This is a genomic window from Pseudomonas sp. PICF141, from assembly GCF_002286815.1.
Taxonomy (GTDB): Bacteria; Pseudomonadota; Gammaproteobacteria; order Pseudomonadales; family Pseudomonadaceae; genus Aquipseudomonas.
Genome location: NZ_MUNM01000033.1, coordinates 72,170 through 84,453 on the forward strand (window position 1 = coordinate 72,170; position 12,284 = coordinate 84,453).

Annotated in this window: 11 protein-coding genes; 4 read left to right on the forward strand and 7 right to left on the reverse strand. The window is 58.5% G+C overall.

What is annotated here, in order from left to right; genetic code table 11:
* The first annotated feature begins 1 nt into the window (after position 1).
* From nuoN to BZL43_RS06645, 3 genes are all read left to right on the forward strand, one after another.
* Positions 2–1,465 (forward strand): NADH-quinone oxidoreductase subunit NuoN, encoded by a 1,464-nt coding sequence (gene nuoN, locus BZL43_RS06635; RefSeq protein ID WP_095631560.1) that lies wholly within the window; start codon positions 2–4, stop codon positions 1,463–1,465.
* Positions 1,466–1,770: 305 nt separating this feature from the next.
* Positions 1,771–2,121: a toxin gene (locus BZL43_RS06640; protein ID WP_095631561.1), complete on the forward strand. Its 351-nt coding sequence runs from the start codon at positions 1,771–1,773 to the stop codon at positions 2,119–2,121.
* Positions 2,111–2,425 carry a DNA-binding transcriptional regulator gene (locus BZL43_RS06645; RefSeq protein WP_095631562.1) on the forward strand — a complete coding sequence of 105 codons (315 nt, stop codon included), beginning with the start codon at positions 2,111–2,113 and terminating at the stop codon, positions 2,423–2,425. The genes BZL43_RS06640 and BZL43_RS06645 overlap by 11 nt, the downstream gene beginning before the upstream one ends.
* 180 nt (positions 2,426–2,605) lie before the next feature.
* Here the strand turns inward: BZL43_RS06645 and BZL43_RS06650 are convergent, their stop codons facing one another.
* From BZL43_RS06650 to BZL43_RS06675, 6 genes are read right to left on the reverse strand one after another with little or no spacing between them, the layout of a single operon-like run.
* Entirely contained in the window at positions 2,606–4,348 is a 1,743-nt protein-coding gene (locus BZL43_RS06650) for an ABC transporter substrate-binding protein (protein WP_095631563.1), read from the reverse strand.
* Between the two features lie 48 nt (positions 4,349–4,396).
* Positions 4,397–4,669: a DUF2160 domain-containing protein gene (locus BZL43_RS06655; RefSeq protein WP_095631564.1), complete on the reverse strand. Its 273-nt coding sequence runs from the start codon at positions 4,667–4,669 to the stop codon at positions 4,397–4,399.
* A 10-nt stretch (positions 4,670–4,679) separates the two neighbouring features.
* Positions 4,680–5,480, reverse strand: a complete 801-nt coding sequence (locus BZL43_RS06660) for a carbohydrate ABC transporter permease (RefSeq protein ID WP_095631565.1) — start codon at positions 5,478–5,480, stop codon at positions 4,680–4,682.
* An 8-nt stretch (positions 5,481–5,488) separates the two neighbouring features.
* The gene (locus tag BZL43_RS06665; protein WP_095631566.1) at positions 5,489–6,355 is read right to left on the reverse strand and encodes a carbohydrate ABC transporter permease; all 867 of its coding nucleotides are present in this window, start codon (positions 6,353–6,355) and stop codon (positions 5,489–5,491) included.
* A complete protein-coding gene (locus tag BZL43_RS06670) occupies positions 6,352–7,449 on the reverse strand; it encodes an ABC transporter ATP-binding protein (RefSeq protein WP_095631567.1) in 1,098 nt (365 codons plus the stop codon). The genes BZL43_RS06665 and BZL43_RS06670 overlap by 4 nt, the downstream gene beginning before the upstream one ends.
* Positions 7,449–8,543: an ABC transporter ATP-binding protein gene (locus BZL43_RS06675; protein ID WP_095631568.1), complete on the reverse strand. Its 1,095-nt coding sequence runs from the start codon at positions 8,541–8,543 to the stop codon at positions 7,449–7,451. The genes BZL43_RS06670 and BZL43_RS06675 overlap by 1 nt, the downstream gene beginning before the upstream one ends.
* Positions 8,544–8,927: 384 nt before the next feature.
* Here BZL43_RS06675 and BZL43_RS06680 point away from each other — a divergent pair, with 384 nt between their 5' ends.
* On the forward strand, positions 8,928–10,778 hold the full coding sequence (locus tag BZL43_RS06680) for a sigma-54-dependent Fis family transcriptional regulator (RefSeq protein ID WP_095631569.1): 1,851 nt from the start codon (positions 8,928–8,930) through the stop codon (positions 10,776–10,778).
* Between the two features lie 111 nt (positions 10,779–10,889).
* Here BZL43_RS06680 and cysS read toward each other — a convergent pair whose 3' ends face one another.
* Positions 10,890–12,272, reverse strand: coding sequence for a cysteine--tRNA ligase (gene cysS / locus BZL43_RS06685; protein WP_095631570.1), 1,383 nt, complete (start codon positions 12,270–12,272; stop codon positions 10,890–10,892).
* Between the last annotated feature and the right edge of the window lie 12 nt (positions 12,273–12,284).

Below are 12,284 nucleotides of genomic sequence, written 5' to 3' on the forward strand. Positions count from 1 at the left end.
TATGGAATTCACGACTCAACACTTTATCGCGCTTGCGCCGTTGTTGATCACCAGCGCCACGATCATCGTGGTGATGCTGGCTATCGCATGGCGCCGCAACCACTCACAGACCTTCCTGCTGTCGGTGGCAGGTCTGAACCTGGCGCTGCTGTCGATCCTGCCAGCCCTGAAAGTCGCGCCACTGGCCGTGACGCCATTGCTGCAGATCGACACCTTCGCTTGCCTGTACATGGCGCTGATCCTGGTCGCCACCCTCGCCTGTGTGACCCTCGCCCACGCCTATTTGGGCGATGGCGGTTCGGGTTACCCGGGCAACCGTGAAGAACTTTACCTGCTGATCCTGATGTCCGCCGCCGGTGGCCTGGTGTTGGTCAGCGCGCAGCATCTGGCCGGCTTGTTCGTCGGTCTGGAACTGCTCTCGGTACCGGTTTACGGTCTGGTGGCGTATGCCTTCTTCAACAAGCGTTCGCTGGAAGCCGGCATCAAGTACATGGTGCTGTCGGCTGCCGGTTCCGCGTTCCTGTTGTTCGGCATGGCCCTGCTCTACGCCGATTCCGGCAGCCTGAGCTTCAACGGCATCGGTCAGGCCCTGGCGGCCACCGGCCTGCCAAGTTCGCTGGCTCAACTGGGCCTGGGCATGATGCTGATCGGCCTGGCGTTCAAGTTGTCGCTGGTACCGTTCCACCTCTGGACCCCGGACGTTTACGAAGGTGCTCCGGCGCCGGTGGCAGCGTTCCTGGCCACCGCCTCGAAAGTCGCTGTGTTCGCGGTGATGGTGCGTCTGTTCCAGATCTCGCCAGCGGCGAGCAGTGGCGTGCTGAGCGACGTGCTGACCCTCATCGCCATCGCCTCGATCCTGTTCGGTAACCTGCTGGCACTGACCCAGAGCAACCTCAAGCGTCTGCTGGGTTATTCGTCCATCGCTCACTTCGGTTACCTGCTGATCGCCCTGGTGGCGAGCAAAGGCCTGGCCGTGGAAGCCATCGGCGTGTACCTGGTCACCTACGTGATCACCAGCCTTGGTGCGTTCGGTGTGATCACCCTGATGTCCTCGCCATACAACGGCCGTGACGCGGACGCCCTGTACGAATACCGCGGCCTGTTCTGGCGCCGTCCGTACCTGACCGCCGTCCTGACCGTGATGATGCTGTCCCTGGCCGGTATCCCGCTGACCGCGGGCTTCATCGGCAAGTTCTACATCATCGCCACCGGTGTCGAGTCGCAGCAATGGTGGCTGGTCGGCTCCCTGGTACTGGGTAGCGCCATTGGCGTCTTCTACTACCTGCGAGTGATGGTCACCCTGTACCTGATCGAACCGAACCTGCGTCGCCACGATGCGCAACTGCACTGGGAACAACGTGCAGGCGGCGTGATGCTGCTGGCGATTGCCGTACTGGCGTTCTTCCTCGGCCTGTATCCACAGCCGCTGCTGAACCTGGTTCAGCAATCGGGGTTGGCGGGTTGATCGCTTAGCGACACTCGGTAGAAAACAGAAACGGCACCTTCGGGTGCCGTTTTTGCGTTTTGGGGACAAGATCAAAAGATCGCAGCCTTCGGCAGCTCCTACAGGGTATTGCGTAAACTTTTGATCCTTATTGCTCGCCCCTCTCCTCCCCGATATCCAGAATCGCCTCGCGGATGAATCAGCCGCGTCCTACATCCCGATCCCGCCTTTGACTTTAATGTAATGGCTTGACCGAATTGGCAGGCACAGAAGCCTTGACCTATTCGATTCTTGTGATAGAAATATACGCAGGTAACGTACAGAACATGGACGCTCTTTTTATCGAATTACCCGCATTTCAAAAGCATCGAAATGACTACCTGGACGACGAACTGTTTCGCAGCTTTCAACTGGAGCTGCTGAAAAACCCGGAAACCGGCGACCTGGTGGAAGGTATGGGCGGGTTGCGAAAGGTCCGTTTCTCCGACCAGCGACGAGGCAAAGGCAAGCGCAGTGGACTAAGGGTGATTTATTACTGGTGGTCGGGTTTTGATCAATTCTGGCTGTTCACCGTATATAGCAAACACGAGCAAAACGACTTGTCGCCTTCCCAGAAGAAACTTTTCAGACAAACTCTATATAGCGAAATCAACACGAGATCCCACTATGAAACGTGACATTTTTGCCGAACTGATGGAAGGCCTTGAAGCCTTGGCCGACGAGCGCCAAGGCAAGGTCACGCTGCGAACCCACAAGGTCAAACTGCCAAAACTGGTGCCAATCACTGCCGAGGAAGTGGTAGCTATACGCCAACAGCTCAACCTTTCCCGTTCGGTATTCGCGATGTACTTGCGCACCAACACCCGGACGCTGGAGAACTGGGAGCAAGGGCGGGCGAAACCTAATGCTCAGGCGACAACGCTGATCCGGCTGGTTGAGCGTTTTCCGGACACGGTTCAACAACTGGCGGCGCTGACCTGAAGTGTTTGCGGCGTATTCAATGACGCCATCGCGAGCAGGCTCGCTCCCACAGGGGACGACGTTCTGTCAGAAAGAATGCGGTTCAATGTGGGGGCGAGCCTGCTCGCGATGGCGGTGGCACAGAGACAAATAAAAACGGCACCTGTTGCGGTGCCGTTTTGCCTCACGCGGTCCCGCTGTTTACTTACGCGCCGCCTCCCACGATTTCAGCAGTTCGGCATAGCTCACGGTTTCGCCCTTCGGCTTCTCGTTCGCCAGTTTCGCTTTCGGCGCACCCGGCTGATCGAACCAGTACTGGGCATCCCGCTCAGGATTCATTTTCGGCCCACAGGTCGGTTGTACCTTGGAGCGCTCCAGACGGGTCAGGATTGCATCCTGATCCTTGGCCAGACCGTCCAGTGCCTGTTGCGGTGTTTTCTCGCCACTGGCCGCTTCAGCAATGTGGCTCCACCACAGTTGGGCCAAACGTGGATAGTCCGGCACGTTGGTCCCGGTCGGGGTCCATTGCACGCGGGCCGGGCTGCGATAGAACTCCACCAGACCACCCAGTTTCGGTGCCAGGTCGGTCATGGCTTGCGAGTTGATGTCCGACTCGCGGATCGGCGTCAGGCCGACGATGGTTTTCTTCAGGGATACGGTTTTCGAGGTCACGAACTGCGCGTACAGCCAGGCTGCGAGTTTTTGCTTTTCAGGCGTGGACTTGAGGAAGGTCCAGGAACCGGCGTCCTGATAACCGAGCTTCATGCCCTCCTCCCAGTACGGGCCTTTCGGCGAGGGTGCCATGCGCCATTTCGGCGTGCCGTCGGCGTTCATCACCGGCAGGCCCGGTTTGGTCATGTCGGCGGTAAACGCGGTGTACCAGAAGATCTGCTGGGCGATGTTGCCCTGGGACGGCACCGGCCCGGATTCGGAGAAGGTCATGCCCGCCGCTTCCGGTGGCGCGTATTTTTTCATCCAGTCCACGTACTTGGTGGTCGCATACACCGCCGCCGGGCCGTTGGTATCGCCGCCGCGGGTCACGCTGGAGCCCACCGGATGACAATCCTCGACACGGATGCCCCACTCATCTACCGGCAAGCCGTTGGGAATGCCTTTATCGCCGGCACCCGCCATGGAGAACCAGGCATCGGTAAAGCGCCAGCCCAGGGACGGGTCTTTCTTGCCGTAGTCCATGTGCCCATAGATACGCTTGCCGTCGATTTCCTTGACGTCTTCGCTGAAGAATTTGGCGATGTCTTCATAGGCCGACCAGTTCACCGGTACGCCCAGTTCATAACCGTATTTTTCTTTGAATTTCGCTTTCAGATCCGCCCGCTCGAACCAGTCGGCGCGAAACCAGTAGAGGTTGGCGAACTGCTGGTCGGGCAGTTGATAAACTTTGCCATCCGGCGCGGTGGTGAACGAGATACCGATGAAGTCTTTGAGGTCCAGGGTCGGTGAGGTGTAGGCCTTGCCTTCGTTGGCCATCAGGTCGGTGATCGATTCGGTCTTGCCGTAGCGAAAATGCGTACCGATCAGGTCGGAGTCGTTGACCCAGCCGTCATAGATATTCTTGTCCGATTGCATCTGGGTCTGCAGCTTTTCCACCACGTCGCCTTCCTGCAGCAGGTCGTGGGTCAGCTTGATCCCGGTGATCTCGGTAAAGGCCTTGGCCAGCGTTTTGGATTCATATTCGTGGGTCGCGATGGTTTCCGAAACCACCTTGATGCTCATCCCGCGAAACGGCTCGGACGCCTTGATAAACCATTTCAACTCTTCGAGCTGCTGTTCCGGGGTCAGGGTGGACGGTTTGAATTCGCTGCCAATCCATTTCTTGGCGGCGTCTTCATAGGCATCGGCCCAGGCCGCAGCACTCAAACCACTGAGTGCCAGCATGGCTGCCAATGAAACGCTATGTCGCAGCTTATTGTTCTTGTCGAACATAGAGACCTCCTGTTTAGGTTTCGGGACATGCATGCCGATCGATTTCGACTAGCCCCAACGCATCACAGCCAACAGCCACACCAGGGACAACGCGAACGCCACCCAGATGCTCCAGTCGGTGACGCCGATTACCAGCAAATGCAGGTAGGCGCTGCCGAGAAGACCGATAAACAATCGATCGCCACGGGTCGTGGCAATCGGCAAAAAACCACGCCGAGGGATGCTCGGCGAACGCAATTCCCAGGTCGTCATACCCGCCAGGATCAAGGCAATGACGCTGAAGAATGCCGCCGTGGGGCCAGTCCAACTCATCCATTCCATCATCAGTTCCTCATACCCGGCCCAAGGCAAAGCCCTTGGCCACGTGGTTGCGAACAAACCAGATCACCAGCATGCCCGGCAGGATGGTCAACACTCCCGCCGCCGCCAGCACGCCCCAGTCGATGCCGGACGCCGAGACCGTGCGGGTCATCACCGCCGCGATGGGTTTGGCGTTCACCGAGGTCAGGGTTCGCGCCAGCAGCAGCTCGACCCAGGAAAACATGAAGCAGAAAAACGCCGTGACACCGATCCCGGAGCCGATCAGCGGGACGAAGATCTTCACGAAGAACTTGGGGAAACTGTAGCCGTCGATGTAGGCGGTTTCGTCAATTTCCTTGGGAACGCCGGACATGAAGCCTTCAAGAATCCACACCGCCAACGGCACGTTGAACAGACAGTGCGCCAACGCCACCGCGATGTGGGTATCGAACAACCCGATCGAGGAATACAGCTGAAAAAATGGCAACAGGAACACCGCCGGTGGTGCCATGCGGTTGGTCAGCAGCCAGAAGAACAGGTGCTTGTCGCCGAGGAAACGATAGCGCGAAAACGCATACGCCGCTGGCAGCGCCACGCTCAGGGAGATCACCGTATTGAGGCTCACGTAATACAGCGAGTTGAGATAACCGGTGTACCAGCTCGGGTCAGTGAAGATCACCGTGTAGTTGGCGAAGGTGAAATCCCGGGGAAACAGGGTCAGACCGCCGAGGATTTCGGTGTTGCTCTTGAAGGACATGTTCAGCAGCCAGTAGATCGGCACCAGCAGGAACAGGATGTAGATCAGCAACGGGATAAGCTTTCTCTTGCTCATGGCAGGCCTCACCGATTGGCGTCAGCGTGAGTCATGGCGGTATAGAACAGCCACGACACCAACAGGATGATCAGGAAGTACACCAGCGAGAATGCAGCCGCCGGGCCGAGGTCGAATTGCCCGATGGCCATTTGGGTCAGCGTCTGACTCAGGAAGGTCGTGGCATTACCCGGACCGCCCCCCGTCAGCACGAAGGGTTCGGTGTAGATCATGAAGCTGTCCATGAACCGCAGCATCACCGCGATCAGCAGCACGCTTTTGAGCTTGGGCAATTGAATGTGTCGGAACACCGCCCAGGCCGACGCCCGATCAATCCGCGCCGCCTGGTAATACACGTCCGGAATCGCCCGCAAACCGGAGAAACACAACAGCGCCACCAGCGACGTCCAGTGCCAGACGTCCATCACCAACACCGTGACCCAGGCATCCATGGTGTTGGCCGCATAGTTGTAGTTGATGCCCATGGCGTTTAGGCTCGAGCCGAGCAAACCGATGTCGGCCCGGCCGAAAATCTGCCAGATGGTGCCAACCACGTTCCACGGAATCAGCAGCGGGATCGCCAGAATGATCAGCACCAGCGACGACCAGCGGCCCTTGGTCGGCATGGTCAGGGCGATGGCGATACCCAACGGGATTTCGATCAACAACACGCAGCCGGAGTAGATGAACTGACGCAGCAGCGAGTCATGCAACCGTGGATCGAGCAGCACCTGCCTGTACCAGTCGGCACCGACGAAGTAGCGGCTGGACTGATCGAAGATATCCTGCACCGAGTAGTTGACCACGGTCATCATCGGGATCACCGCACTGAACGCCACCAACAGGAACACCGGCAACACCAGCCACCAAGCCTTGTTGTTCTGCACCTTGTTCATGGCCGCACCTCCAACAGGTAATCATCGGCATAGACCATCAGCCATTGCGCCGGAAAACTGATGTACGCCGTGCCTTCGGGCACGGGTTTGTCTTCAGCCAGGCGAACTTTGAGCGCAGCGCCGTCGAGATTCAGGGTCATGATCTTGTAGGTGCCAAGGTCCTCGACGTGTACGACCTGTGTCTGCATCGCGTCATCACAGGGTTCGTCCCACACGTGAACGAACTCCGGACGAATGCCGACCTTCAGGGTTTTCCATTCGGACTCGGCGATTCGTTTCTGCATCGCGTCGGACAATGGCAAATGAGTCCCGGCAAAACCGACACCGCCGGTTTGTGACTGGACCTCGATCAGGTTCATTCCCGGGCTGCCGATGAAATAACCGACAAAGGTATGGCTCGGTCGCTCGAACAATTCCCGTGGCGTACCGAACTGCACGATCTGGCCGCCATACATCACCGCGATCTTGTCAGCGAAGGTCGAAGCTTCGAGCTGATCATGGGTGACGTAGACCATGGTGATATTGAACTGCTCGTGGATCTGCTTGAGCTTGCGCCGCAGCTTCCATTTCAGGTGTGGGTCGATCACCGTCAGCGGTTCATCGAACAGGATCGCCGACACGTCATCGCGCACCAGCCCACGGCCCATGGAGACTTTCTGTTTTTCATCGGCGGTAAGGTTGCGCGCCTTTTTGTACAGCAGTGCCTGAAGGTCGAGGACTTCGGCGATTTCCTGCACCTTGGTGTGAATTTTCGCTTCCGCCATGCCTTGATTGCGCAACGGGAAGGCCAGGTTATCGAACACCGTCATGGTGTCGTAGACCACCGGAAACTGGAAAACCTGAGCAATGTTGCGCTTTTCCGGAGTCAGCTCGTTGACCACTTTACGGTCAAACAGCACCTGGCCCTGAGACGGGCTGAGCAACCCGGAAATGATGTTGAGCAAGGTCGATTTGCCGCACCCCGAAGGCCCTAGCAGCGCATAGGCACCGCCCTGCTCCCAGACGTGGTCCATCTCGCGAATCGCGTAATCCTCAGGGCCGGCCGGCGTCGCTGTGTAGCTGTGGGCAAGGTTCTGCAAACGGATCTCGGCCATCAGGCAACCCTCGCAATGCGTCGACCAGGCGCCTGGACCAGCCGCCCCTGACTATCGAACACAAACAGTTTATGGGTCGGGATATAGATGCGAATCGGCGCATCGACGTCGTATTCGTGAACACCCGGCAAGTGCAGCACCAGCAGGAAATACTCGTTGCGCACGTGCAAGAAAGTTTCCGAACCGCTGATCTCGGCCACCTCGACGGTCACCGCCAATTCCAGATCGTCGTCGTTGCTCGGCACCAGTGAAATGTGGCTGGGGCGCACACCGAAACGGAACTCGCCCTCGCCCACCGGTCGCAGATCGACGTTCAACGGGAAGTGCACGAAATTTGCGAAACTCACTTCATTGCCGGCGATGCGCCCCGGCATCAGATTGATCGGCGGCTCGGAAAACAGCTCCGCCGCCAGCACGGTTTGCGGCTGGTGGTACACCTCGGAGGACTTGCCGCTCTGAATCACCCGACCTTCGTGAAGAATCGTGGTGGTGCCGCCCAGCGCCAGAGCTTCATTGGGTTCCGTGGTGGCATAAATCGCAATGGTCTGCCGGGCCTTGAACAGCTCGCGCATTTCCTGGCGCAGCTCTTCGCGCAGCTTGTAGTCGAGGTTGACCAGCGGCTCGTCGAACAGAATCAGCTCGGCATCCTTGACCAGCGCCCGGGCCATGGCCGTGCGCTGTTGCTGACCGCCAGAAAGTTCCAAAGGATACCGCTGCAGGAACTTCTCGATACGCAGCATCTTCGCGGTGTCCAGCACTTTGCTCTGGATCAGCTCGTTGGAAACGCCGGACTGGCGCAGCGGCGAGGCGATGTTCTCGAACACCGTCATGGTCGGGTAATTGATGAACTGCTGATAGACCATCGACACATTACGTAAACGCACCGGACGTTGAGTGACGTCGACGCCGTTCATCAGGATGCGACCGCTGTCGGGCTTGTCCAGACCTGCCATCAGGCGCATGAGGCTGGTTTTGCCGGACAGGGTGCGACCGAGCAAAACATTGAACGATCCGGGTTCGAAGTTAAGGCACGCATCGTCGATCCAGGTTTGCCCTTCGACGGTACGGCTGACGTGCTCCAGGACTAGTGACATGGCTCGGCCTTTTTATTATTGAGTCAAGCGACCGGTGCACTACAGCGACATTCGTGCCAGAAATCCCAAGCGATTGATCTGGCTTGAAAATCCTTCAAATGGAGGAACAACCGCGTTCGTAGCTGAACAGAAATGAACAACCGCGACTGAACAATTGAACAGTTCAAAGATTGACAATGAACAATAGTGAACAACACTCTACAGACGTTTCAGCCACACATTGCCCTGTAGGAGCCAGGCTTGCCGGCGAAGGCGTCGTCGAAATCGCCTTCGCCGGCAAGCCTGTCTCCTACAGGTATGCGTCGTGCCAGAAACACGTGCGAAATGTGCTCTTGTGCGTGAAACCCATAAAAACAATAAAAGCTTGCTCAGAGATCGACTGCCATGGCCGCACCTGCCCCGCCGCTCTCCCACGACGCCATCATCCAGGATTCCTGGTCACGCTGCCGCGCGTTCGGGCTCGATCACCAAAGTACGCCAGCGTTCGATCAGCTACCCGCCGATGGCATCGCCCAGTTGCTGGAGAGCCAGCATGCACTGGTGCAGACCACCCATCAGGAAGTGCTGCCGTATTACGAGAACATCCTCAGCAACTCCAATTGCCTGATCATGCTCGCCGACAATCAGGGCCAGGTGCTGACGTCCTGGGGTACCCAGCGTTTCATCGAGCCGAGCCTGACTCGCGGTTTCAGCGCCGGCGCCAGCTGGATGGAGCGTTGCAGCGGGACCAATGCGATCGGCACCGCGTTGGCGTGCGAACAGGCAGTGCACATCGAGCACGATGAACATTTTCTCAAGGCCAACCGCTTCATGACTGGGTCCGCCGCGCCGATTTTCGATGCCGAGCGCAAGGTGATCGCGGTGCTGGATGTGTCCAGCGACAGCTATCTGCCGCCGTCGCATACCTTGGGCATGGTCAAGATGATGAGCCAGACCGTGGAGAACCGGCTGATCCTCAACCTGTTCCACGGCCAGCATTTCCAGTTGACCTTCAACACCGGGTTGAACAACCTCGACAGCCAATGGGCCGGGTTGCTGATCTTCGACGAAACCGGTCAGGTGCTGTCGGCCAATCGCCGGGCCGACAATCTGCTGGGCATCAGCCTGTCGCGGGTCAGTGTCGAAAGCCTGTTCAAAGTCTCATTGCTGGAATTGCTGAACCAACCGGACGATGTGCCATTTGCCCTGCAAGCCTCGGGACGTAACCGGTTCCAGTGCCTGCTGAAACGGCCGAAACAGGCGCCGATTCGGGCCCGTCTGTTTTCTGAACCTGAGCGGGCTGAACCCACGGTACCCGCGCCCGCCGCCATCAGCCTCAACACCCTGCATTTTGGCGACAGCCGCGTGGAAAAAGCCGTGCGCCAGGCCGAGCGCTTGCTGGAAAAGGACATTCCGCTGCTCATTCATGGGGAAACCGGGGTTGGCAAGGAAGTCTTCGTCAAAGCGCTGCATCAGGCCAGCTCGCGCAGTAAACAACCGTTCATAGCCGTCAACTGTGCAGCGATCCCCGCCGAACTGGTGGAGTCCGAATTGTTTGGCTATGAAAAAGGCGCGTTCACCGGTGCCAATCAGAAAGGCAGCATCGGACTGATCCGCAAGGCCGACAAAGGCACCCTGTTCCTCGATGAAATCGGCGACATGCCGCTGCCGACCCAGGCCCGGCTGCTGCGGGTATTGCAAGAGCGTTGTGTGCAACCGGTGGGCAGCAGCGAGTTGTTCCCGGTGGACATTCGAATCATTTCAGCGACCAACCGCTCGCTACGCGAACAGGTTCAGCTGGGGCGGTTTCGTGAGGATCTGTATTACCGCATCGGCGGATTGACCCTGGAACTGCCGCCACTGCGGGAACGCAGCGATAAGGAAGCGTTGTTCAAACGGCTGTGGGAACAGCACCGCGAACCGAGCCAATGGGCCGGCTTGAGCCGTGAAGTAATGGCGCTGTTCAGTCGTCATCCGTGGCCGGGGAATTTGCGCCAGGTCAGCAGTGTGATGCAGGTGGCATTGGCCATGGCCGAGGAACAACCCGTGCGGCCGGAGCATTTGCCGGATGATTTTTTTGTCGATCTGGAGATGGAGCCGGTGGATTCGCCGGAGCCGATAATCGTCGACCTCAATGATGCCGAGGAATTGAATCGGCAGTTGCAGGCGGCTGGAGGGAATATTTCCCATTTAGCCCGCAGACTTGGGGTTAGTCGTAATACCCTTTACAAGCGATTGCGCCAGGCAGGTGACTGATCATTCCCACGCTCCGCGTGGGAATGCCTCAACGGACGCTCCGCGTTTGGCTCTCGAAAGAGACGCAGAGCGCCCCGGGCTGCATTCCCACGCAGAGCGTGGGAGCGATCATCAGTCAGCCAATCGCCAGGTCGTGCCGCCCTTGCCGTCTTCCAGCACCACGCCCATGGCGGTGAGCTGGTCGCGGATGCGGTCGGATTCGGCCCAGTCCTTGTTGGCACGAGCCGACAGCCGCGCCTGGATCAAAGCCTCAACCTCAGCCGCATCGACCCGCCCTTCAGCACCGGCCTGCAGGAAATCATCGGCCTCAAGCTGCAACACACCCAGCACGCTCGCCAATTCTTTCAAACGAGCCGCCAGACCGGCCGCCGCATCCAGATCGCTCTCGCGCAGACGGTTGATCTCGCGGACCATCTCGAACAGCACCGCGCAGGCTTCCGGCGTACCGAAGTCGTCGTTCATCACCTGAGTGAAACGCTCGACAAAGGCTTCGCCGCCAGCAGGCGCCACGTTCGGCAGGCCTTTCAACGCATGGTAGAAACGCTCGAGCGCACCTTTGGCGTCCTTGAGGTTGTCTTCCGAGTAGTTGATCGCGCTGCGGTAGTGGCTCGATACCAACAGGTAACGCACGACTTCCGGGTGGTACTTTTCCAGCACGTCGCGAATGGTGAAGAAGTTGTTCAAGGACTTGGACATCTTCTCGCCATTGATGCGAATCATGCCGCAATGCATCCACGCGTTAGCGTAGGTCTTGCCGGTGGCCGCTTCGCTCTGGGCGATTTCGTTTTCATGGTGCGGGAACTCGAGGTCGCTGCCGCCGCCATGAATGTCGAAAGTCTCACCCAGGCAGCAGGTGGACATCACCGAGCACTCGATGTGCCAGCCCGGACGACCGTCACCCCACGGCGAAGGCCAGCTCGGCTCGCCCGGCTTGGCGCCTTTCCACAGCACGAAGTCCAGCGGGTCCTGCTTGGACTCGTCGACTTCGATGCGCGCGCCGATGCGCAGGTCTTCGATCTTCTTGCGCGACAGCTTGCCGTAGCCCATGAACTTGGCGACGCGGTAGTACACGTCGCCATTGCCTGGGGCGTAGGCGTAGCCCTTGTCGATCAGGGTCTGGATCATGCTTTGCATGCCAGCGATGTAATCGGTGGCCCGCGGCTCCATGTCCGGTTTGAGGATGTTGAGGCGCGCCTCATCCTCATGCATCGCGGTGATCATGCGCTCGGTCAGCACGTTGAACGGCTCGCCGTTCTCCTTGGCCCGATTGATGATCTTGTCTTCGATATCGGTGATGTTACGCACGTACGTCAGGTCGTAACCGCTGAACCGCAACCAGCGGGTCACCAGGTCGAATGCGACCATGCTGCGGCCATGGCCCAGGTGGCAGTAGTCGTACACGGTCATCCCGCAGACGTACATGCGCACCTTATTGCCATCCAGCGGCTTGAAAACTTCTTTGCTCTTGGTGAGCGTGTTGTAGATCGTTAGCACTTTATGTTGTTC